Annotated in this window: 20 protein-coding genes and 3 pseudogenes; 16 read left to right on the forward strand and 7 right to left on the reverse strand. The window is 70.0% G+C overall.

Annotated features, from left to right (window positions below; genetic code table 11):
* Positions 1-118: 118 nt before the first annotated feature.
* Complete coding sequence (locus OOK38_RS31655) at positions 119-550, reverse strand: Hsp20/alpha crystallin family protein (RefSeq protein WP_266766186.1); 432 nt, start codon at positions 548-550, stop codon at positions 119-121.
* Positions 551-692: 142 nt separating this feature from the next.
* On the opposite strand from OOK38_RS31655, the gene OOK38_RS31660 reads away from it, so the two are divergent.
* From OOK38_RS31660 to OOK38_RS31670, 3 genes are all read left to right on the forward strand, one after another.
* Positions 693-1,340, forward strand: a complete 648-nt coding sequence (locus tag OOK38_RS31660; protein ID WP_266849152.1) for a type III effector protein — start codon at positions 693-695, stop codon at positions 1,338-1,340.
* Positions 1,341-1,422: 82 nt separating this feature from the next.
* Positions 1,423-1,680: a hypothetical protein gene (locus OOK38_RS31665; protein WP_266849153.1), complete on the forward strand. Its 258-nt coding sequence runs from the start codon at positions 1,423-1,425 to the stop codon at positions 1,678-1,680.
* Positions 1,681-2,331: 651 nt separating this feature from the next.
* Complete coding sequence (locus tag OOK38_RS31670) at positions 2,332-2,988, forward strand: hypothetical protein (RefSeq protein WP_266766183.1); 657 nt, start codon at positions 2,332-2,334, stop codon at positions 2,986-2,988.
* A gap of 513 nt (positions 2,989-3,501) precedes the next feature.
* Here the strand turns inward: OOK38_RS31670 and OOK38_RS31675 are convergent.
* Positions 3,502-4,809: a calcium-binding protein gene (locus OOK38_RS31675; RefSeq protein WP_266849154.1), complete on the reverse strand. Its 1,308-nt coding sequence runs from the start codon at positions 4,807-4,809 to the stop codon at positions 3,502-3,504.
* Positions 4,810-5,827: 1,018 nt separating this feature from the next.
* On the opposite strand from OOK38_RS31675, the pseudogene OOK38_RS31680 reads away from it, so the two are divergent.
* Positions 5,828-7,272 (forward strand): annotated as a pseudogene (locus tag OOK38_RS31680) (NF041680 family putative transposase).
* Between the two features lie 63 nt (positions 7,273-7,335).
* Here OOK38_RS31680 and OOK38_RS31685 read toward each other — a convergent pair.
* Complete coding sequence (locus tag OOK38_RS31685; protein WP_189186684.1) at positions 7,336-7,488, reverse strand: YlcI/YnfO family protein; 153 nt, start codon at positions 7,486-7,488, stop codon at positions 7,336-7,338.
* Positions 7,489-7,516: 28 nt separating this feature from the next.
* Here OOK38_RS31685 and OOK38_RS31690 point away from each other — a divergent pair, with 28 nt between their 5' ends.
* Positions 7,517-8,140 carry a helix-turn-helix domain-containing protein gene (locus tag OOK38_RS31690; protein WP_266849157.1) on the forward strand — a complete coding sequence of 208 codons (624 nt, stop codon included), beginning with the start codon at positions 7,517-7,519 and terminating at the stop codon, positions 8,138-8,140.
* On the forward strand, positions 8,065-8,787 hold the full coding sequence (locus OOK38_RS31695; protein WP_266849159.1) for a transposase: 723 nt from the start codon (positions 8,065-8,067) through the stop codon (positions 8,785-8,787). Before OOK38_RS31690 ends, OOK38_RS31695 begins: the two co-directional genes overlap by 76 nt.
* Positions 8,788-9,069: 282 nt before the next feature.
* Here the strand turns inward: OOK38_RS31695 and OOK38_RS31700 are convergent, their stop codons facing one another.
* Positions 9,070-9,909 carry an RNA polymerase sigma factor SigF gene (locus OOK38_RS31700; RefSeq protein WP_266849161.1) on the reverse strand — a complete coding sequence of 280 codons (840 nt, stop codon included), beginning with the start codon at positions 9,907-9,909 and terminating at the stop codon, positions 9,070-9,072.
* A gap of 945 nt (positions 9,910-10,854) precedes the next feature.
* Between OOK38_RS31700 and OOK38_RS31705 the strand changes: the two genes are divergently transcribed.
* The 7 genes and pseudogenes from OOK38_RS31705 to OOK38_RS31735 all read left to right on the forward strand — a co-directional run bounded on the left by OOK38_RS31705 (position 10,855) and on the right by OOK38_RS31735 (position 17,760).
* A complete protein-coding gene (locus OOK38_RS31705; protein ID WP_266849163.1) occupies positions 10,855-11,190 on the forward strand; it encodes a MerR family transcriptional regulator in 336 nt (111 codons plus the stop codon).
* Positions 11,191-11,497: 307 nt separating this feature from the next.
* A complete protein-coding gene (locus OOK38_RS31710; protein WP_266766180.1) occupies positions 11,498-12,079 on the forward strand; it encodes a DUF2231 domain-containing protein in 582 nt (193 codons plus the stop codon).
* A 189-nt stretch (positions 12,080-12,268) separates the two neighbouring features.
* The gene (locus tag OOK38_RS31715; RefSeq protein WP_266766179.1) at positions 12,269-13,072 is read left to right on the forward strand and encodes an SMI1/KNR4 family protein; all 804 of its coding nucleotides are present in this window, start codon (positions 12,269-12,271) and stop codon (positions 13,070-13,072) included.
* Between the two features lie 283 nt (positions 13,073-13,355).
* A complete protein-coding gene (locus OOK38_RS31720; protein ID WP_266766178.1) occupies positions 13,356-13,880 on the forward strand; it encodes a hypothetical protein in 525 nt (174 codons plus the stop codon).
* A 194-nt stretch (positions 13,881-14,074) separates the two neighbouring features.
* Positions 14,075-14,295, forward strand: a pseudogene (locus tag OOK38_RS31725) (IS5/IS1182 family transposase); the annotation flags it as partial.
* Between the two features lie 423 nt (positions 14,296-14,718).
* The gene (dacB, locus tag OOK38_RS31730; protein WP_266766177.1) at positions 14,719-16,248 is read left to right on the forward strand and encodes a D-alanyl-D-alanine carboxypeptidase/D-alanyl-D-alanine-endopeptidase; all 1,530 of its coding nucleotides are present in this window, start codon (positions 14,719-14,721) and stop codon (positions 16,246-16,248) included.
* A 630-nt stretch (positions 16,249-16,878) separates the two neighbouring features.
* A complete protein-coding gene (locus tag OOK38_RS31735; RefSeq protein WP_266766176.1) occupies positions 16,879-17,760 on the forward strand; it encodes a helix-turn-helix transcriptional regulator in 882 nt (293 codons plus the stop codon).
* A gap of 159 nt (positions 17,761-17,919) precedes the next feature.
* On the opposite strand, the gene OOK38_RS31740 is transcribed toward OOK38_RS31735, so the two are convergent.
* The 3 genes from OOK38_RS31740 to OOK38_RS31750 form a co-directional block, all read right to left on the reverse strand.
* Positions 17,920-19,017: a CU044_5270 family protein gene (locus OOK38_RS31740; protein ID WP_266849165.1), complete on the reverse strand. Its 1,098-nt coding sequence runs from the start codon at positions 19,015-19,017 to the stop codon at positions 17,920-17,922.
* Positions 19,014-19,712 carry an RNA polymerase sigma factor gene (locus OOK38_RS31745; protein WP_266766174.1) on the reverse strand — a complete coding sequence of 233 codons (699 nt, stop codon included), beginning with the start codon at positions 19,710-19,712 and terminating at the stop codon, positions 19,014-19,016. The genes OOK38_RS31740 and OOK38_RS31745 overlap by 4 nt, the downstream gene beginning before the upstream one ends.
* 248 nt (positions 19,713-19,960) lie before the next feature.
* Positions 19,961-20,788 carry a bifunctional 2-polyprenyl-6-hydroxyphenol methylase/3-demethylubiquinol 3-O-methyltransferase UbiG gene (locus tag OOK38_RS31750; protein ID WP_266849166.1) on the reverse strand — a complete coding sequence of 276 codons (828 nt, stop codon included), beginning with the start codon at positions 20,786-20,788 and terminating at the stop codon, positions 19,961-19,963.
* Positions 20,789-20,994: 206 nt separating this feature from the next.
* Here OOK38_RS31750 and OOK38_RS31755 point away from each other — a divergent pair, with 206 nt between their 5' ends.
* The 3 genes and pseudogenes from OOK38_RS31755 to OOK38_RS31765 all read left to right on the forward strand — a co-directional run.
* On the forward strand, positions 20,995-21,249 hold the full coding sequence (locus tag OOK38_RS31755) for a DUF6479 family protein (RefSeq protein WP_266766172.1): 255 nt from the start codon (positions 20,995-20,997) through the stop codon (positions 21,247-21,249).
* Positions 21,250-21,315: 66 nt separating this feature from the next.
* Complete coding sequence (locus tag OOK38_RS31760; protein WP_266849167.1) at positions 21,316-21,813, forward strand: SRPBCC family protein; 498 nt, start codon at positions 21,316-21,318, stop codon at positions 21,811-21,813.
* A pseudogene (locus OOK38_RS31765) lies at positions 21,810-21,956 on the forward strand (NAD(P)-binding protein); the annotation flags it as partial. The gene OOK38_RS31760 and the pseudogene OOK38_RS31765, both read left to right, overlap by 4 nt.
* Positions 21,957-21,978: the final 22 nt, after the last annotated feature.

Consider the following 21,978-nt stretch of genomic DNA (forward strand, 5'->3'; position numbering starts at 1 on the left):
GGCGTACCTCGCGAGGACCGGCTTGCTGCGGCGTGTGGAGGGAGCCGGTGCTGCCGGGCACGGGACGGATCGCGGGCGGGCCGCCCCGGGCCCGGCAGGCGGACGTGCGGGCGGCAGGTCAGCCGTCGAGTTCCTTGTGGCCGTCGCCGCTGCGGACGCTGATCTTGCGGGGCTTGGCTCGCTCGGCGATCGGGATGCGCAGCGTCAGGACGCCGGCTTCGTAGTCCGCGCAGATGCGCTCGGTGTCGAGCGTGTCGGCCAGGACGACCTGGCGGGAGAAGACACCCAGAGGCCGTTCGGACAGTTCCGTCTGCGCGCTCTCGGACCGCGGCAGGGGGCGTCGCTCCGCCCTGACGGTGAGCATGTTCCGCTCGACGTCGATGTCGAGCGCGTCGGGGTCGATGCCCGGCAGATCGAAGGCGATGACGTACTGGTCGCCGTCCCGGTAGGCGTCCATCGGCATCGCGGAGGGGCGGGACCACGTTCCCGGACCCATCAGCTGCTGGGCCAGCCGGTCGAGTTCACGGAAGGGGTCGGTGCGCATCAACACGGTAAACACCTCCAGATGAGTTCAGGCAGCTGCTGCCAATGCGCTTCACCTGACATCCGTTGTAGCATGTCATCCGAACGACGACAATCCAGATGTCATCCAACCGATGACAATCTGTGGAACGGCACCCTGGAGGAGGGCGATGAGCGACGACGGCACCTCGGCACCGGCCTCCCTCCTTGCGGCGGCCACCGCGCTCGAGGCCATCGCCCAGGCCATGCGGACGGCACAGGCCGCCGACACCACCTCCACCGACGACCCCGAGCGGGCCATCGCGGCACTGCTGCTCCTGCGTGAAGTGCGCGAACAACTGGCCCACTGGGAGCCCGGACTGATCGAGACGGCCCGGGAGGCCGGCGCCAGCTGGGCCGACCTGGCCCACCCCCTCGGCGTCTCCAGCCGCCAAGCCGCCGAGCGGCGCTACCTGCGCGTGCGCCCCGGCGAATCCGGCACCACCAAGGAACAGCGCGTGCAGGCCACCCGCGACCAGCGGGCCGCAGACCGCTCCGTAGCCTCGTGGGCCCACGGCCACGCCGCCGCGCTGCGCCAGCTCGCCGGGACGATCACGGCCCTGCCGGATCTTCCCGCCGCCGCGACGGACGTGCTCGCGGCGCTCCACGCCGCGCTCGGAGACAGTGACCCGGCCCGACTCCTGAATCCCCTCGCCGAGGCAGGCCCTCACCTGCGCACCGCTCACCCCGACCTCGCGGACCGCGTCACCGACATCGGCCACCGCGCCCGGCAGATGCGCGAGAGCGAGCATCGCCAGCGCTCCTCCGGCGGCCCGTGACAGCGCGCAAAGCGACCCGCGTCCCGCACGGCGGGCGTGTGCCGATTTGAGCCAGAATTCGAACACGTGAGCTAATGGGGTGATGGAGTCCGCGACATTCCCCCACGACCTGGTCCAGCTTCAGGCGGCCTGGTGCCGCACCTACGACGCCCTCGCCGCGCCCCGCCCCACGGCGAACACGGCACTCCGTCGCCGCCTGCTGGTGTTGTCGGCCCGCCTGTGGTGGCACCCGTTCTGGTCGGGCCCCGGCAGGATGCCGGCGGCCCGTATGGAGCTGCGCAGACAAGCCCGTGCAGCCCTGGGGCGCGGCGCTGAACCGGCGTCCGGTGCACGTTCCTGACGAGGCCTGTTGTCGTCCGGCCGGAAAGGGGCACTCAGGAGGGAGGCCGGTCAGGTGGCCTTCCCCCCTCGGGGACTGGCCGGCTCAGGTTCCCCTGGTTCGGCCACGAGTGCCGGGGGAGCCGACCCCTTCTGCGGCCTGCTGACCGAGGCCCTGGCTGTGCGGGTGCCGGGACGGCGGCTCGCACGGCATCGCGGAGCGCGCCGGGGGGCACTCGTACAAGCGGACGATCCGAGGTCCCAGGAGGCGGGAGGAGGCCCGAGGCGGCCATGCTGATGCACGCGACCTCCTGCGGGGGGACCGAGCCGACCCTGCGCCTCACCGGCCCGGAGCACGGGCGGCGCGCCCCGCTGCACAGCCGCGAGCGCGGGAACCGTCCGTCGTCGCCCCGGCGTCGGGCCGACGCCGGCTGACGGCACGCCCCATCGCATCGCGCCGCTGCTCACAGGCCACGCTCCTGCGGACGTCAGGCGCCCGCACTCCATCCGGGTCACCGGGCGCGCGGACACCGCGACCGGGCGGCAGGGTGGTGGTGCCGATGCCGCAGAGCACCGGCCGGCACCGGCCGACACGGACCGCGGCACCGTCCGCGGTCCCCGTCCCGGACGAGGGGCCCCCGAGCGCACCCGCGCAGCCCACGCAGGAGGTTTCGTGCACGACAAGCCGCTCCTCAAGAGCATCGGTGAACTGCTGCGCCGACCGCACGGCTCCTCACACCGCACCCGGCAGGCCGGGCCTGAGGGATTCGCGCTGGACGTCTCGAAGGTCGCCGGGTTCACCTCCGGCACGATCGGCCCCGAGGACGAGGCGGCGCTGGCCGACGAAGTGGCCCAGCTCCTTCCCCACCACTGGGATCTGCCCACCAAGTCGGTGGAGGCGCTGACCCCGCTCGTCGACCACCTCGGCGGCCAGCAGGAGCTGATGGCCTGGCTGGACCGCCACCCCGGGCGGCCACGGCTGACCGCGCGGATCTACGTCCTGCTGGGCCATCTCGACCAGTACAGCGAAGACCCCGCGGTACTTGCCGCCGTACGGCACGCCAGGGCCCAGGACCCCTACCCCGTCCGCCTGCGCGGCTACCTGACGCCGGAGACCAACGACGAGACCCTGGGCGGTCTCGCCTACCGGATCGAGGAACTCCTCGGCGACAACCGCGAACAGGACGCCATCGCGCTCGCCCTGGCGACCGCCGACTGGCTGCGCAGCGCGGCGCAGAACGCCGAGAGCCCGAACGCCGATGTCCGCGAGATGGGCGAACTCATGGACCACATGCACCAGGACATCAGCGAGGCCGCGCCGCACTCCTGACCCGGCAGTGCGACAGCGGCTGGGTTAGCCGCGCCGTCCGTGTCCGGCATGACCGTCGCCTTCGAGAGATGACCGGGAATCCCACCGGGCATCGGAGGGCTGCCGCAGGCCTGCCGAGGGTGAGGCGCCTCGCAACCGGCCTTCGCGGGCGTGGAGCCGGCGGGAGGGTGTGGTCTACCGGTCGGTCTGTGGCTGCCGTGCCGCCGTACTCGAGGCCTGAGCCGTCGGCGAGCCCACCCTTGGCCGTTTCCCGCTCGCGCGGAAACCGTCACTTCCGTGGTCACCCGCCACGGTTTTCGAACTCTCGCCGGACTCCGGCCCCGTCGTCCTCCACCGGGGTTCCGGGCAGGGCGCCCGGTCCTTCAGAAGCTGTGTCTGAACCCCCTTCCGTAGGTGGCAGGGCTGCCCCTGGGCGTTCGGGCGCCGTGTCGTGGATCGTTGAAACGGGCCCCCTCACGTCGGTCGCCGTTGCGGCGTGGGACGTGCCGGGGCCCCGCTTCTGTTGATCGTTGATCAGGTGTTGCAGCCGGTTCCGGTGGTGGGGTTGGTGCAGTTGTTGTGGCCGGTTCCGCCGTTGTTGGTGTTGGTCCCGGGACCGCCGTTGAGAGTGTCGTTGCCGGGTCCGCCGTCGTTGGCGTCGTTGCCGGCGCCGCCGGACAGGGTGTCGTTGTCGTTGCCGCCGACGAGGGTGTCGTTGCCGTTGCCGCCCTCGACGCGGTCGTTGCCGTTGCCGCCGGTGAGGGTGTCGTTGCCGTCGGCGCCGCAGATCAGGTCGTTGCCGCCGAGTCCGTCGACCACGTCGTTCCCGGCGAGAGCAAAGATCACGTCGTCGCCGGGGGTGCCGGTCAGGACGTCCTTGCGGTTGGTGCCGGTGATGGTGGCCGTGGCGGTCGCGCAGGTGGGGGGGACCGGCTCGTAGGTGATGGTCACCTGCGCCGCCCCGGTGGCAGGTCCGGAGGTACCGGCGGCGGGCACGAGGTTCGACCCGCCGCCGCCACCACCAGGACCTGCCGTGGCATCGCTGTTGATTTGGCCGCAGCCGCCGCCTCCGCCTCCTCCGAACCAGCCGCCGCCTCCGCCGCCTCCCCCGAAGCCGGTGCCGCCGGTGCCGCCGGTGCCGGACGTACCGGCGGTGCCGGCGGTGGTTGGGTTCTGCGAGCATGCGGCTCCGCCGGTGCCGCCGGTGGTCTGGGTACCTCCGCCACCGCCGCCGCCCCCCTGCGGTCTGTCGCCGCCGTCGCCTCCGGTGTTGCCGGCGTTCCCGCCAGTGGCCTCGGGGACCTGGAAGTCGCCGATGGCGGAACCGTAGCCGCCGCCTCCTCCGCCGCCGGCGACGATGAGGCGGGGGTCGGTGCCGGGGCTGCCGGTCAGGGTGCAGCCGGGGGCGGCCGAGCTGCAGGTGCGGACGTCGCTGGAACCGCCGCCGACGCCGCCCGGGAAGTTTCCGGTGCTGGGGCCGCCGCCGGTGTTGACGTTCACGAACAGGGTGGTGCCCGGGGTGGCGGTCAGGGTGCCGGTGACGGTGGCGCCGCTCCCGCCTGTGCCACCGTTAGGCGCGTTCTGGCCTGTGGCGCCGGTGGCGGTGACGGTCAGTTGGGTGACGCCGGTAGGGACGGTGAAGGGCTGGTTGGCGCCTGCGCTGAAGGTGGCGGTCACGGGCGCCGCCGCGGCGGGCGTGGCGGTGGGCACCACCAGCAGCGCTGCCGGCAGAACCGCCGTGGCGAGCAGGAGAGCGGCGCGCCGGACCGGGCGCCGCGGCCGCCCACCCTCGCCTGCGTCTCCACGTCGTTGGAATGCCGCATGCTGCGAGATCAGTGTCACGATCGGTGCTCCTCGGCAAGGGCCGCGGCACCCAGGACGCGCCACGGACGTCGGCTGATACTCCGGCCCCTGCGCGGGACCGCCCGACGATCAAGCCACACGCCTTGGGTCCGGCTCCCCGGACACACCGTCACACCGCACCGCGATCAACCGCCCAGCCGCAGCCCGTACCCGAACCGGCGCACACCCGGCCCCGCATCGCGGGTCGGGCAGTCTGCCGAGCTGCCCGGCTTTACCGGCCAGAGACCACTGAGCTTGTCCTACCTTTCCAGCACGGGCCCCTGCCGGTCATGCGCATCGCCGCCGACCGCGTCGCAGTCGCCTGAAGATCAGCACGCCGCCATTGCCGTTTGGAACAGCGACCAACGACGCTGAACCGAACGGCGAGCAGAATCCACGCCCATGTCGTAGGCCTGCCACCTGTGGAAAGAGGTTCAGACACAGCTTCTCAGCTTGTTCTTTATCTACCGCCCGCGTCATAAGGCGGGGATGGACGGTCCCAGACGGCGTCTGACCGGCTGACAACCTTTCGCAGTTCGCGGGCACTTCGGGGTGATATGGCCTGCATCACGGTGTCGAGGAGGGCTCGGGCTTCGAGGGGGTTGCCGCAGCAGTACCAGTGCACGTTGCCCCACTCGTAGTCGTGCCACAGATCCCGCTCGGGCTGGTGGACGTAGTTCTTCCACAGGCCCACAGCTGTGCTGACATCGCCTGGCTGCAGATAGTTGCGGGTGTGCTCGAGACGGGCGATCTCGGACAGTGCACGCGAAGACAGGCCGCCGATAACTGGCCTTGCACCGGTTGTCAGGTGGCTGCCGGGGGCGCCAGCACGGATCTGTCCTGGCCGTCTACGCGGCATGGACCTTTCGGTTCGTCGTCATGCGGTACATGGTGCCACGGGCTCGAATGGCGTCTCGAACGGATTCGCTCGCATGGGAATTCGCCGGACGCGGGGGCGGCCTTCGTCTGATCATGTGCTCCGACCAAGGTGCACGTGACCACGACGAAGGCCGTGAGGGTGAGTCTGCTGCCTGATGCCGTCCGCAGGGAAGCGTTCGCGGAAGCGTCACGCTTCCGGGGCGAGTTCTACGACTGTCTGACCGCCCGGCGCGACGAACTGTTCGAGTTGGTGGACGCGGTGCTGTGTGCCGACGGTGCGGTGAAGTCCGCGGTGGACTTGACCCTTCTGCCCGAGCATCGGCGCGGGCACGGAGCGATGTACGGAGGTTTGAACCGCGGCCGGATCGACGTCGACCGGCTTCGGACGCTGCTGGCAGGGCTGCCCTTGCCGCGTTTCGACGGCGGGCGCCTGGTCTTGGCGGTCGATGTGTCGCCGTGGCTCCGCTCGGACGCGCCGTGCTCAGCCGACCGGCTGTTCTGTCACGTCTATGGCCGCGCGAAGACGGCATCGCAGTTCATTCCGGGCTGGCCCTATTCCTTCGTGGCCGTGCTGGAGCCGGGTGCCACGTCCTGGACCGCGATCCTGGACGCGGTCCGGCTCGGCCCGGCGGACGACGCGACCGCGGTCACGGCCTCCCAGCTGCGGGGTGTCATCGAACGGCTCATCGCCGCAGGCCAGTGGCAGGCCGGTGGCCCGGACATCGTGATCGTCATGGACGCTGGCTACGACGTCACTCGCCTGGCCTGGGTCCTGCGCGACCTGCCCGTCGAGCTGGTCGGCCGGGTCCGTTCCGACCGCGTCATGCGCCTGCCGAAGCCGCCTCGCGTCCACGACCCGAAGGGCGGGCGGCCGCCCAAGCACGGCCCGGAATTCCGCTTCACCAAGCCGGAAACCTGGCCCGAGCCCGCGATCACCACGGTCACTGACACCACCAACTACGGCAAGGCCGAAACCCAGGCATGGGACCGGGTCCACCCACGGCTCACCCACCGCTCCTCATGGCTCGACCACGACGGTGAACTTCCCCTGGTCGAGGGGACGTTGATCCGGTTGAAAGTCGAGCATCTGTCGAAGGACCGCGATGCGCCGCCGGTGTGGTTATGGTCCTTCAAGACGAGCGCCACCCCGGAAGACGTGGACCGCTTCTGGCAGGCATTTCTCCGCCGCTTCGATCTGGAGCACACCTTCAGGTTCGCGAAGCAGACCCTCGGCTGGACCACTCCGAAACTGCGTACTCCCGAGGCGGCGGACCGCTGGACCTGGATCCTGATCGTCGCTCACACCCAGCTCCGGCTCGCCCGGCCCCTCGCCAAAGACCTCCGCCGGCCCTGGGAGAAACCCACCACCTCCGACGGCTCACCCCGGCCCGGGTCCGCCGGGGGTTCAGGAACATCCGAGCCCACCTCGCCTGCCCGACCCGTGTTCCCAAACCCAGAGGCACTGGCCCCGGACGACCACCCGGCGCCAAGAACAAACACCGGGCACCCCGCTACGACGTCGGCAAGACCGTCAAACGCCCCGAGACCCTCAAAGCCATCGGCAAGCCGGGAAGATCTTGGTAGATAAAGAACAAGCTCAGGGCCGGGGTGAATGCCAGCTCCCGCGTAGCGGGGCAGAGGCAGCCGTTACGCCCCCTGGGCAGAACGGCGTTCACCATCCGCGACAGCGCGGCGAACAAGCGATACAAGCCATGAGTTCAGGGAGCGGTCGTCAGCCTCGGCGGCGGCCTTGGCCTGCTCATGCAGATCGTCGGGGAGTCTCAGGTTCACATGCTTCATGGGACCATAATGGAGCTAGAATGGTCCCATGTCACGTTTCCGCATGTACCCGACGCCGCAGCAGGAGCAGCAGATGCTCCTGCACTGCGCGCACGCCCGGTACGTGTGGAACCTGGCCGTCGAGCAGCACTCGCACTGGCACCCGGGCCGCAAGGCCGCGCCGGGCTTCGCCGGGCAGTGCCGGCAACTCACCGAAGCCCGGCGCGAGAGCGAGTGGCTCGGCAGCGGGAACGCGGACGTTCAGCAGCAAGCGCTGAAGGACTTCGCCAAGGCGAAGAGCGCCAGGTTCACGTCCGGGTTCGGTGAGCCGACCTGGCGCAAGAAGTACCGGCACGAGGGATTCCGCGTCATCGGCACTGACCGGGTGCCGGAGTTGACCGAGGACGGCAGCGCCAAGCTCAACACGAAGACCGGCAAGCAGGTCATGGGCCGGTCCGTGGTGGTGCACAAACTCAACCGCCGGTGGGCTCAGGTCAAGGTGCCCGGCTGCGGCTGGGTCCGCTTCCGGCTCACCCGGCCCGAACTGCCCAAGGCGAAGACTTTTTCCGCGTCACCTACCGCAACGGCCAGTGGCACGTGGCGTTCGCGGTCATCCCCGTACCGGTCGAGGCGCCCGGTACGGGCGAGGTCATCGGTATCGACCGGGGCGTGAACATCACGGCCGCCCTCTCCGACGGGCGGAAGCTGAACTGCCCGCAGCTCACCGTGAAGGAACGCGCGCAGGTCCGTAAACACCAGCGACGTGCCGCACGCGCCCCGAAGGCAAGCGGACACAAAACTGCCGCGTACGCCAAGGTGGCCAAGCTCAAAGCACGTGAAGCCGACCGGCGCAAGGACTGGTGCGAGAAGACCTCGACGATGCTCGCCCGCTCCTACAGCCTGGTGCGGTTCGAGAAGCTGAACATCAAGAACATGACCCGCTCGGCCAAGGGAACCACCGAGCAGCCCGGCAAGCAGGTCAAGCAGAAGGCCGGACTGAACCCGGCGATCCTCGCGCAGGGCTGGGGCCTGCTCAAGCAGCGCACCGAACACAAGGCCCCCGGCCGGGTCGAAGACGTCCCCGCCCCCTACACCTCCCTGCGTTGCTCCGCCTGCGGATGGATCGACAAGAACTCGCGCAAGAGCCAAGCCGAGTTCGTCTGCTCCTTCTGCGGCTTCACCTGCAACGCAGACACCAACGCAGCAATCAACGTCGCGGCAGGACAGGGCGGGATTCCCCGCCCCCGGCGATCAGCCGGTGCCGGAGGGATGACAGCGGCCACCAGCCGCTCGAGTATCCGTGAACCTCAACCCACCTGAGTTGGAATCCCCCTCTTTTAAGAGGGGGAGGATGTCAACGGACGAGTTCCCTTGAAGCGAAGCGTCCTGGGATGCGCCTTCACCGACGCGGTACTGCCTCATGGGCTCGGCCCGCGGCGCTGCGAAGGGATGCGGTCGCCTGCTCTCCAACCGGGGCACGGGCTCAGGTCCCGGCTGCATCGCCGGGTGCCGTGGGGGCAGCCGCTCGTCGGTTCCCGTCGCCCTGCGCTCGGCGCGTCGGACCGGCCGCTGCGCAGCTCGTGCAGGCGGGGGAGCGGGTGGTCAGCTGGTGGTGAGCATGCCTTCGCGGAGTTTGGCGAGGGTGCGGTTGAGGAGGCGGGAGACGTGCATCTGGGAGACGCCGAGGTGTTCGCCGATCTGGGCCTGGGTGAGTTCGTCGACGAACCGCATGTGGATGATGCGCCGTTCGCGGTCGTCGAGCTGGGCGAGCATGGGGGCCAGCGTGCTGAAGTCCTCGACGAGTTCGAGGGCGTGGTCCTCGGAGCCGATGAAGTGCGCCAGCGCGGCTTCGCCGTCCTCACTGGAGCTGATGGCGGCATCGAGGGAGGCAGAGGTGTAGCCGTTGGAAGCCTTTCGCGCTTCGATGATCTCTTCCTCGCTCAGGCACATCAACTCGGCGAGTTCCTTGACGGTGGGTGTGCGGCCGAGCCGGCTGCGCAGCTCCTCGGTGGCCTGGGCGAGCTGGACACGGGCTTCCTGCAGACGGCGGGGGACATGGACGGCCCAGCTCGTGTCGCGGAAGAAGCGCTTGATCTCACCGACGATGTAGGGGACGGCGAAGGAGGTGAACTCGACTTCGCGGGTCAGCTCGAACCGGTCGATGGCCTTGATCAGCCCGATCGTGCCGACCTGGACGATGTCCTCCATCTCGTCCTGACTGCGGCTGCGGAAACGGGCCGCCGCGTAGCGGACGAGGGTGAGGTTCATTTCGATGAGGGTGTTGCGCGCGTACTGGTACTCGGGCGTGCCCTCTTCGAGGACGGCGAGCCGGTCGAAGAACAGCCGGGACAGCTGCCGGGCGTCCTTGGGGGCGACCTGTGAGGGGTCCGCGATCTCCGGCAGCTCAACGGTCCGTGCCTCTGCCGTCTTCGTCACTGTCATGCCAGGCCCCCTCTTGCGTGATCCAGTTCTTGAGCCGTCGGCTCCTCGCACGTCGGCAACAGCCGGTGTACCCGGCGTCGGACCATGCATGCCAGGCGATTTTGGAGCCCGCTCGGCGCGAGCCCCGGCCTGGATGGCGGGCTCTCTTCTTGCAGGTGGGCCGCATGCATTTCTTGCGGGTGGGCCGCATGCGTTCGGTGCGGCGCCGTGTGAGGGCGACCGAGACGGTCGCAAGCCCCGGTGCCCGCACCGCTCCGCCGGCCATGACGCCCGGCACGCCGGCGAGGCGAAGCGGTGGTGATGGCTGCGCTCCCGCCTCCGTCGCTGTTCGAGTCCGATTACCTCGTTGTCGAACACGCGAAAATCTATGTTGGTGAGAGTAGACATTGGCTGATCGCCTGGTTATGGTTTCTCTCGTAGCCAGAGAGACGGCAGGGCCCGGCAGACACGAACTGCCGGGCAGCGGTACAGGCAGTTGCAGTGCGCAGGACGGTGCGGTGGTGGAGCTTTCGAAGCCAGGCGTGTTGCAGGACGGCGACGGGACTGACGACCGGACCGGGTGGCCCGCAGTGATCAGGGGCCGCCGCGAGCAGGACCGCAGTTGAGGCAAAGGCAGTACCCGTAAGTGCAGTTCGCAGTCCCCAGCAGTACGCAGTAAGCAGTCCGCTTGGTAAGGGATTGATCCCAGAGGGAAGAACGGAGGAGCCGAGCGCCATCAGGATCGCCCGGGCGGAATGGCTGAGCCCGGGTACCGCAGGACATCGATAGTGAGGTGGTCTCCGGTCGAGCAACCGCGATCCCCGCACCCCCGACAGTGTCTCGGTCGGGTCTGCGGAAACATGAGGCCGGCGCAGTACCAGGGCCGGCAGATGGTGTAGCAGTTCCTTCGGGGCCCTGGCGCCAATGGCGCCAGGGCCCCTCCACGCGTTCCACGAGAGAGGTGCAATGACGGCAGGCGACTCGTACGGCCGACTCGACGACGACGACTACCCCGCCTACACCATGGGCCGGGCCGCCGAGATGCTCGGCACCACCCAGGGCTTCCTCCGCGCCATCGGCGAAGCCCGCCTCATCACCCCGCTGCGCTCCGCGGGCGGACACCGCCGCTACTCCCGCTACCAGCTGCGCATCGCCGCCCGCGCCCGCGAACTCGTCGACCAGGGCACCCCCGTCGAGGCCGCCTGCCGCATCGTCATCCTCGAAGACCAGCTCGAAGAAGCCCGACGCATCAATGAAGAACACCGCGCCGGTACTGGACCGCAGCGCACGGCGGACACCTGACCCGCCGGCGATGGGACGCCGGCGGCAGGATTCCCCCGCCGGCCTCAAGCGGCCGCCGGCCGAGTGAGGACGCTGCCCGGCCAGGCGACAGCAGCCAGGCGACAGCAGTCCGGCGACAGCAGTCCGGCGACAGCAGTCCGGCGACAGCAGTCCGGAGACAGCAGTCCGGAGACAGCAGTCCGGAGACAGCAGTCCGGAGACAGGCTCCGGCGATGTCATCACCGGAGCCCCCCGTCGGCCGACAGGCCGTTCGGGTGCAGTGGGGAGCGTAGCGGGACGGTGGCGTGATGCCGGGTACGCGTTCTTCATGAACTCACACGTCCCCGGCACCTCCGGGAAGCCCGGAAGCCCGTCACACCTGGAGTCGCCGTCCGCCGCGTGGCTGACGGCTCTGGCCCGTATCGAACGGTCGACGGCGGCGGATCCGGCGATCCGGCGCCTGCAGCGGGGGATCGGCTCGCTTCCCCTGGGCGACGTACGCGATCTGCTGCGGGGCAGGCCGCTGGGGCACCCCGTGCACCCCATTCTGGTACAGGTGCCGATCGGCTGCTGGCTGTCGGCCGCCGTACTGGACATCGTGCCGGCCGACCGGCGTGCGCCCACGATCCTCACGGCCGTCGGACTGGCCGGAATCGCCCCGGCGGCGCTCGCCGGCTGGGCGGACTGGGCGGACCTGCCGCCCGAGCAGGCCCGGGTCGGACTGGCCCACGCGGTCACGAACGTGGCTGCGGTGGCCTTCTACACCGCATCCCTGGCCGCACGGCTGCGCGGTCGCTCGGCGAGGGGCAGGCTGTGGTCACTGGGCGGTCTGACGGCGGTCGCGGTGAGTGGTGCGCTGGGCGGGCACGTGGCCTACCGGCGGGCCGTCGGCGGATACCCCGCGGCGTAGGCGCACCACAGCGCCGCCGAACCACGGTGCCGCACCGCCGCACCACCCGGCAATGGAAGGCGCACCGCGGCCTGCGAGGGACCCCGGACGCCATCACCGCCGGTCCGCTCCGTCCGCGACGGCCCGAATCGACATCGGACACGTCTGTGAGCACGTCCGTTGTCAGTGCGGTGCGTTTCACTGTCCGCCATGGAGCTCACGCAAGCGACCGTCAGCGACCTGCTGTCCCAACTCGGCCCGGCAGACGGCTACATGTACCTGCCCATTGACCTGGATCCGCAGGACCTGACCGACCTGCTCGCCGGCAGGTACGGCGCCCCGCGCACCCTCGTCCTCGACGGCTTCACCGATCCGACGGTCGACGAGTCCAGGGGCGCGGCTCTCCTCGTGCCCTTCGAGGGCCGGGCCGTGAAGATACGGGCGTGGGCGTACGGGGATCAGTGGGTCGGCACGGGTACGGCGCGTGACGCCGAAGGCGTCGAGCGGCCGGTGCTGATGGTCGCTCACAGGGAAGTGCCCGAACCCTTGGCGGCCGCTCCGGACGAGGGCGAGGACGTCGACTGGATGGAGCGGCTCAGACGGATCACCGGCTGGACGCAGCCCGCCCGGCGGCCGGACGTGGACTGGGCGGAGGTGGAGTCGCGCCTGGGCACCACGCTGCCGAGCGACTACAAGCGCATGGTCGAGACGTTCGGCCAGGGCGCCTTCGACGGTTTCCTGGATCTGAACCAGGAGCCGTGGACAGATCTCAGGGAGGACGGCCTGCTCATCTGGGCGGGCACGGAGCACGAGGACCTGTACTGCTGGAGGGCCGACGGCGAAGACCCCGACCGCTGGCCCGTCGTGGTCCGCTCCTTCGACGGCGAGGACGTCCCCTTCGGCTGCCAGGCCGCGGAGTTCGTCTGCCGCATCCTCATCGACCCGCACCACCCGTTCACGCTGGCCCGCTATTTCGACACCCACTGGTTCATGAACTACCGGGAAAGCGACTGAACCTGCCGAGGCAGGCCCCTGGGTACGCCGAGCGGTGTCCCCGCCAAGAGCGTTCACCTTCAAAGCATTGCAACGATCGGGAGAGGATCTGTTGCATTAGCTCAAGCTTATTGCAACGATTAATCGGCTTTCACCTGCACTAATGCATCAAGTGCGCAATAAATCAGTTGTCAAATCAGTGAAGGCAACGTAGCGTTTCCATCATCGGAAACAACGGACTGAAGGCCCCTCGGAGGCCGAGAGGTACGGGTTTCACAAGCGAGCGGCCAAGGGGGGTCGGATCATGGCGGCAGTAAAGAACCGGCAGCGGACGGCGCCCGGCGCCCTCACCGCCTTCGCCCGCTTCGTGCTCTGCGGCGGCGCAGTTGGGCTCGCCTCCAGCCTCGCCGTGGCGGCCCTCGCCACACGGATTCCCTGGGGCCTGGCCAACGCACTGATCAGCACGGTCTCCACGCTCCTGGCCACCGAACTGCACGCCCGCTTCTCCTTCGGCGCGGGCGTACGGGCGACCTGGCGCCAGCACGCACAGTCGGCCGGCTCCGCGGCCGCCGCGTTCGCGCTGACGTGCACGGCGATGCTTGCCCTGCAGCAACTGGTGGCGGCACCCGGCGCGATGCTCGAGCAGATCGTCTATCTGTCAGCCTCCGCACTCGCCGGTCTCGCACGGTTCGCGGTCCTGCGCCTCGTCGTCTTCGCACGCAACCGCTCGCAGAGCGCAGCCGGCGACCACGCCACCCGACCCGTACCCGCGACCGTGACCCAGACCGCGGCACCGGCCGGCCCGGCGATCCTCTGCCGCGCCGCCTGACCACATCGCCGGACACCGCGCCGCCCGGCCCATCGGGCGGCGCGGCCGGATCCCGCGGCGCGCAGGCAGGGCCGGTGACAGACCATCAATCCGCTGCAGCGGCTGGCCGTCCCACCCCGGGTATCGACCTGCGTTGCCAACTGCGTTAATGCGCCGCCGTGTTCGCATGCCAGGCCGGCGGCGAGCCTTCGACGGGAGCCGGCCCGTGGGTGACGGCACCCCTCAGACGCTCGCCGGGCCGTGACCTCACGTCCCCCAGCAAACCGTCGACCGAGCACTGTCCGCGGCACGGGCACCGGTTGAGCGCCGCGTCGCACCACTGAAGTCCTGGCGGATCTCCCGCAAAGCCCGATGCGGCCCGGATCGAATGACGTCAATCGCCGCGGCCATCCTCACCCTGGAGCGGCAACGCTGAAAGGGATCACCGGGTGAAGGACCTCGGCGAGGTGGGGTGACCAGCACGGGCGGCAACCACACAGTGCCATGCCCATCCGCAGCCTTCTGCAACACCGTTCGGGTCTGTTTCACAAGTGGCTCACGTTGTGCGGACTCCGACGGTGTGATCATCGGCGGGGACCGGGATCTTCGGCTTCGGCGATCGACCGACCGGATGAAGTTGTCCCACGCGCTGTCGGCACGGCGCCGAGCAGCGGAACGTGCGCGGTTCGTGTTCTTACGATGCCGCCAGGAGCGCCCCGGCGAGTAGGGCCCGTGCGAGTCGGCCCCGTGTGATGCGGGCTTCTTCGACTCGGCTCCTTCGACTCCAGAAACGGCGGAATGCATGAGACCGATGATCTGTGGCCGGCTCCGGACCTGGTCCGCTGCTGGTGCGACACTCGTGGTTCTGGCGGGGGCGGCAGCCGCCGGCCCCCCGGCGGCGGCGCACGACGACGACCTCGGGCCCGCCATCGAGGCGATCATGCACAAGCCCGAATACAAGCACGCGCAGTGGGCCGTGCTGGAGACGGACCCGGAGAGCGGCCGGGTGATCCACTCCCGGTTCGCGAACCAGTTCTTCGTCCCCGGTTCGACGGTCAAGCTGGTCACCATCTCGACCGCCTGGCACACCCTCGGCCCCAACCACCGTTTCACCACTCCCGTGATGGCGACCGGCACCCGTACCGGGTCGACGCTGCACGGGAACCTGGCGCTGGTCGCCCAGGGCGACCTGACCATGGGCGGGCGCACCAAGCCCGACGGCTCGGTGGACTACACCGACATCGACCACACCGAGGCCGAACTCCCCGGCGCGACCCTCACCCCTGAGAACCCGCTCGCCGGCATCAACCAGATCGCCCGGCAGATCCGCGACTCCGGCATCACCAGGGTCGACGGCAACGTCATCATCGATCCCCGCATCTTCAAACTCCCGGCGCTGAACCCGCAGCCCACCCCGCTCATCCTCAACGACAACCTGATCGACCTCCTGACGACCCCGACCACGCCCGGGCAGCCGGCGAAGCTGTCGTGGCGTCCGCAGGTCTCGCCGTACCACGTCACCTCCACCGTCAAGACGGTCTCCAGCGGTGGGACCACTTCCGTCAACGTGACCGCCTCGCCCGACGGCACCCAGATCCACCTCTCCGGCACCATCGCCGCCGGTTCGCAGCCACTGCTGCGGGTCTCCAACATCCAGGACCCGAACGCCTTCGGCCGCACCGCGCTGATCGAGGCCCTCGCCCGCGTCGGCGTCACCGTCACCGCGCCGCCCACCGGCGCCAACCCCCAGAGCCAGCTGCCGGCTTCCTACCGCAACGACGACCGCGTCGCCGCGTACGTCTCCCCGCCCTACAGCCAGTACGCCAAGCTGATCCTCAAGGTCAGCCACAACCTCGGCGCCAACCTGGCCCTGTGCAACATGGCCGTCGCACGCGGCAGCAAGAACTGCTTCGACGCGTTCCCGATCGAGCACGACTTCCTCACCGACGTCGCGCACGTCGACCCGACCCAGTTCCAGCTCTCCGACGGGCGCGGCGGCACGCCGCCCGAGCGGGTCACCCCGAACGGCCTCGTCGAGCTCCTCACCTACTGGCTGCACACCCCCGACGCCAAGGCCTTCCGGAAGCTGCTCCCGATCCTCGGCGTCGACGGCTCGAACGGGATCTCCTGCACCACGAACTGCCCGGCCAAGGGCAAGGTCTTCGCCAAGCCCGGCACCATCATCGGTGACGACCAGCTGAATCAGCGGCTCGCGGCCACAGCCCAGAACGAGGCCGGCTACCTGCAGACCGACGACGGCCGCCTGCTGACCTTCTTCGTCGGCGTCAACGGCGCCGCCACCGAGAACCTCGACAGTTTCATCAGCATCTTCAACGACGTCAACCAGATCACCGCCCTCCTCCAGGAGCAGGCCTCGGCACACGAATAGCGAGCCGCCGAAAACCGCCGCACGACCGCCCGGAGTACCGGGGTCCGGCTCGAAAGCGAGGCGACCCCTTGAGTGCTGTGCACACTCCGGCGGTCGGTGCGGCGCCCGGACGGCGGGGCGCTGGTCCCCGCCGGGCAGTACAGCCAGCAGGCGAGTCAACCGTCGGCGGCGTGGCCTTGCACGCATGCCGCCGACGGGTCCTACGCGCCGGAGCCGCGCCCGCATCGTGTGATGCGTGTACACGGCTGCGACGACCACTGCCGACGCCGCTTCGTCTCCGCGCGGCTCCTGGCGCGGCGCCGTTCTCGCACGGCCGAGGACGGCTCCACCTTGCCGCACGGATGCGCACCGGCGGGCACCCGGCAACGCCGTCCGCGCCAAGTACGCGTTGTGCACCGGCGGTTCCACCGGCTACACCGACTGTCCCGCCCTCGGCGCTCCCGTCTGACCCGCGCGCGGAGCGAGTTCGCCTCATCCGCCTGTCGTGCTGCTTGAACTTGAGGCAATTGCCAGCGTAAGAGTCCGTATCGGCCGCCTGTGATCACGACGGCATGGCACGTGATCAACAGTCCTTGTCCCGTGGCAACCTGCGTTCCAGCACAGTGACTTGGAACCGGAGGTACACCGCGCGTGGCGGCGAAGACCAATCCCACCGTCAGAAGGCGCCGTCTCGGAGCCGAGCTTCGCCGGCTCCGGATGGCCAGTGGGCTGAAGAGCACAGAAGTGGCCGAGCGGCTCATGGTCTCCCAGCCCAAGATCAGCCATCTGGAGAACGGCAACCGCACCATCAGCCCCCGCGACGTACGCGACCTGTGCGCGATCTACGCGGTGACGGACCAGCAGGTCATCGACTCGCTGATGGAGATGGCCAGGGAATCCGGCCAGCGGGGCTGGTGGCACCGCTACGGCGACCTCTCCGACAGCGTCTACATCGGCCTGGAGACGGACGCCGCCGCCATCCGTACCTACGAGCCCACAGTGATCCCAGGCCTGCTGCAGACCCCCGCCTACGCGCAGGCCGTCATCGGGGAAACGATCCCTCTGCTCACTGCCGAACAGACCGCCACGCGGCTCAAGGTGCACCTGCGCCGTCAGCACCGGATCTACGACCCGGCCTGCCCGCTGCGCCTGCGGGCCGTCGTGGACGAAGCGGCACTGCGCCGCGTCGTCCGCAGTCCCGAGACCATGCGGGAGCAACTGGAGCACCTGAACGCATTCGGCGGCGAGCCGCACATCACCGTGCAGGTCCTGCCCTACACGGTGGGCGCCCATCCGAGCCTGTCAGGGCAGTTCTCCATCCTGGCCTTCGCCGACAGCCCCGACGCGGTGGTGTACGTGGAACGGTTCACCAGCGGCCTCTACCTGGAGAAGCCGTCCGACGTGCAGCACTACAGCGCGATGCACGACCACCTCCAGGCGCGGGCGCTCGATCCTGCCGACAGCCGCGACTTCATCGCCGACGCCGTCAAGACGTACATCGACGCGGCAGCCGGCGCTCTGCAGGCGGCTTGAACGCCCTGGTGGTGAGGTCGTCACCACGGCAGCGGCAGAGCCGGGCGGTCCATCGGGTGGCGATCGGTGTCGCGAGCGCGGACACGGCCCCGCGGCCGCCGTCCTGGGACGGCGGCCACGGGGCCGGTGGGCAGCGGCGGGCGTCAGCCCGGCGGGACCTCAGCCCTTCTGCTCGGGGGTCTGCTTCATGCCGTCGACGATCGCGCGCTTGGTGATGGCGCTGATGCCGCGGACGGTGCCGGGCTTGATGACAACGCCGTCCTGGGTGACCGACTTGACCTGCACGGTCCGCTCGCCGAGGAAGACGTGGGTCTTCTTGTCGAAGATCCACTCCTCGCGTTCGCCGCTGGTCTCGTCCAGCCGCGCCACCGCGACGCCCGAGCGGCCGAGCGCGTCCTTGGCGTCGTTCACCACGACCACGCCCGGGATCTTCGCGGCGGCCTTGAACAGGGCCGAGTAGAGCTTCGCGGGCGGGTAGCTCTCGCCGAGCAGGTCACCGATCGTGGTGAACGCCTCCTGGTCGGGGGTGTTGCCCCGCCCCGAGGTCTCCTTGTAGATCACCTTCAGCAGCTCGTCGGGGTCGGTGGTCAGCCCGGCCAGGAAGTCGTACGACGGGTGGTTCAGGCCGGCCTCGGGGGTGTTGCCCTGCTCGTCGGGCAGGCTCAGCGTCTCGCCCTCGGCGCTGTCGTTGACGGCCGCGTCGATCAGCCAGCCCTTGGTGCCGTCGGCGGACCGCCAGATCTGGCGCCGGTGCAGCGCGTAGCTGGCGAGGCTGCTGTCGTCGCCGTCCGTCTTCACGAAGGTGCCGGAATCCTGGGACTCGACGTAGACGTACTGACCAGGCTTGACCGTGGGGTGGCTCTCCTCGGCCGCCGCCAGGGAGACCTGGTCGATCAGCTGCGGCAGGCCCTTGGTGGTCGTGGCGCCGACGGGGATGACCGCTGCGGGTCCGGTGGCGAGACCATCGCTGTGCACGCCGCTGTCGATCAGCAGCGCCCCGGCGACGACCGCGGCGGTCAGCGCCATCGCGGGCAGCACGAAAGCCGGGCGCAGCAGGCGGAACCCTCGGGGCTTCGGCAGGGCGGGGGTGGCCTTCGTGGTGCTCGCGTCCCGCTGGGTGTCCTGCTGGATGTGGGCCATCAAACGCTCCTTGTGGAACTGGTGACGGCCCGCCGGGAGATCGCGCGCAGTCTGCGGGAGGAGAGGCGCGCTCTCCTCCCACTCGGCCGGACTCTGCCGGGACTGGGTCGCTTTCATCGCTTTCCTTCCGATACGGGCCGGATCGAGTGGATGTGTTCTCCTCTTGTCTGTCGATCCGGCCGGCCGAGTTCCCGATTTCCCCGTACGGGTTTTCCCGCGCGTTCTTCGGCGCGGTGGTCCGTGGACGGGACCGGCGCCGCCCGGGTGGCGGGTCGGCCGCCGAGTTCGGCCTCGGTGAGTTTGCGCAGCCTGGCGCGTGCGCGGGAGAGACGTGAGCGCACCGTTCCGACGGCGATGCCGAGCGCCTGGGCCGCGGCCGTGTACTCCAGCCCCTCCCAGAGGCACAGCGTCAGGACCTCGCGCTCGGGTCTGCGCAGTGCGGCGAGCGCGCGCAGGGCGGCGGCGATACGCCGTCGGTCGTCGAGCCGGCCCGCCACCTCGTCGGCGTGGTCGGGCAGCGCCGTCTCGGCCTCCGCGGCGGCGTTCGCCGCGGCCCGGTAGCGCCGGTTGCTGCGATGGTGGCCACGGGCGACGTTGGTCGCCACGCCCAGCAGCCACGGCCGCAGGCTGCCGCCCTCGGCGTCGACCCGGTCACGCAGCCGCCACGCTTCCATGAAGGTCTCGGCCATCACGTCCTCCGCCGCGGACCAGTCGGCGGTGAGGCGGAAGGCGTGGTTGTAGACGGCGCGTGCGTAGCTGTCGTACAGCTCGGCGAACGCGCTCGGATCCCCGGCCCGTATCCGGGTACGCATGTCAGTGCTCACCTTCATTAACTGCCGATCCGCGCACCCCGGGTTCCCGTGATCCGCGTCACACGCGGGGCGGCGGAGGTGCCGTCCGGCCGTCACTCCTTCGACGCGGTCCGGCACATCGTGCACGATGTGCGCGATCTGCCGGGATCCGCGACGGCGGTCTGCCTCGGCACGAGAGAGACGGACAGGCCCTCTCCGGCTGCCGACCGGGCTGCTGCGGCCGGTAGTTCAGGGACCGGCCCCCGGCCTCACCCGGCGCGCTGTCCGACGCGGAGGACGCTCAGATAACGGCGTGGTACCCGGTCGCCCATCCGCGTGCGGACGCGCTCGGCGATGGCGTCGAGCAGGGGCTCACGGACGTCGCGGGCGAGCCTTCGATACAGCGACGTCGAGCGAAGGAGATCGGCAAAGCCGTCCCCGTCGAACCACTGAACGGCTGGGTACCAGCGCACGATCGTCGGGCCGAACAGTCCTCCGGGGGCGTCGACCAGGCCCCAGCCCTCGTCGGTGGTGCGCACGTCGTCCTCCAGCGGCGGATGACCCCAGCCGGGGTTCCCGGGGCAGAACCGCTCGTGGAGATCGGCGGTCCCGGCGTACACCTCCGGCTCTCCCGGCCGGCGGACGACGACGTTGCCGAGCAGCGCCATCCAGCCTCCGGGACGGAGCACGTCGTGCGCCCGCTGCCAGCCGGTCGACGGGTCGACCCAGTGCCACGACGACGCGGCCACGAGAACATCGAAACGCCGACCGCGGTCGTCCCACTCCTCGAACGTCGACGTCTCGACTCCGACGTTGCGGAAGGCGGCGATCCGCCGGCGGGCGAGTGCGGCCATGTCCGCGCCCGGCTCGACGGCGGTCACCGGGCATCCGAGCGCCGCCAGTGAGCGGGTCGCCTGGCCGGTACCGCAGCCCACCTCCAGCACCGACGACCTTCCGTCCATGCCGGTGACGGCGACGAGGTCCGCGAACAGCTCGTCGGGATACCCCGGCCGGACCCGGTCGTAGATTTCCGGCACCTCGTTGAACACCCGTCCGAGGCCGGGTGGAATCGGGCGCACCATCGGGTCATCAGCCACGAGCGCACAACCTATGAGGCTCGTCCACGAAGACGCCACCGGATTGCCGCCGGCCGCGGACGGGCTGCCGCCGGAGGGCCGGACCCGCTGGACGCCGGCCGGGACCGGGGCCGGATACCGGCCCCGCTTCCGGGTGAAGAGCACCGACTCCCGACATCCCCGCAGCCGATAGGGTGTTTTGTGTCGATTCGGGGTACACGGCACCCATGATCGACGAAGCGCACACCATATTGGCCGTTTCCTCCGCCGGTGCCCTGTGGCTGATGGTGGCGGGTGTTGCCGTGGTCGCCGTCCTGATCGCGGCGTTCGTCATCGGCAGCCGGCGCTCCGCCCGGCGCAGGGTGTCCACCCCCGCGCCCAAGGCCGCACAGGTGCGCCAGGAGGTGGCTGACCCCGCACGCCGCGGCGAAGGATGGAGCACCCCCGACGACGACCCCGAGCAGGGTCACCCCCGCCGCTGATCGTGCGCGTTGGGTAGGGGGTGCTGGGCCGTATAGATCCATTTCAGATGATTTGAGGGTTTTGTCATGGCGATCCGGCACCACGTCATCGAGCGGCCGCCCGAAGCGGTGTGGGCCGTGCTGGAGAACCCCGAGCTCTACGGCGAGTGGGTGGTGGGCACATCCGCATCGCGGCCGCTCGATGACCGGTGGCCGCAGGTCGACGCATCACTTGAGTACTCGGTGAGCCTGGGCCCCTGGTCCTACGAAGGACGCACCACGGTGAGACGATTCGAGCCACATCGCTGGCTGGAACTCGAAGCTCACACCGGCCGCCTGGGCACGGCCCGAATCGCCATAGAGGTGCGGCCCTGGGGCGGCCATACATTGGTCATCGTGGACGAGCATCCACTGCGCGGGCTGGGAGGTGCCCTGCACGCGGCGCCGCTCGAGGTCCTCATCCAGCTGCGGCACCGCAGCCTGCTCACCCGCCTCGCAGAAGTCGTGGAACGCACGACTTCCCCCGCCGCCTCCGCCGACGCACAGGCCCTGAAGGACGCCCACCCGCCGGGCGTGAGGAGCTGAGCACGCCGGACGCCGTGGTCATCGGAGCGGGCCCGAACGGCCTGGCGGCCGCGCGAACCACCCTGACCGACGCGGGGTGGAGCGTCGAGGTCCCCGAAGCGCAGAGCGAACCCGGAGGCGCTGTCCGCGGCGACCGCGAAGTGCGCAGCGGCCGGGAACATTCTC

Source organism: Streptomyces sp. NBC_00568 (genome assembly GCF_026341855.1).
GTDB lineage: Bacteria > Actinomycetota > Actinomycetes > Streptomycetales > Streptomycetaceae > Streptomyces.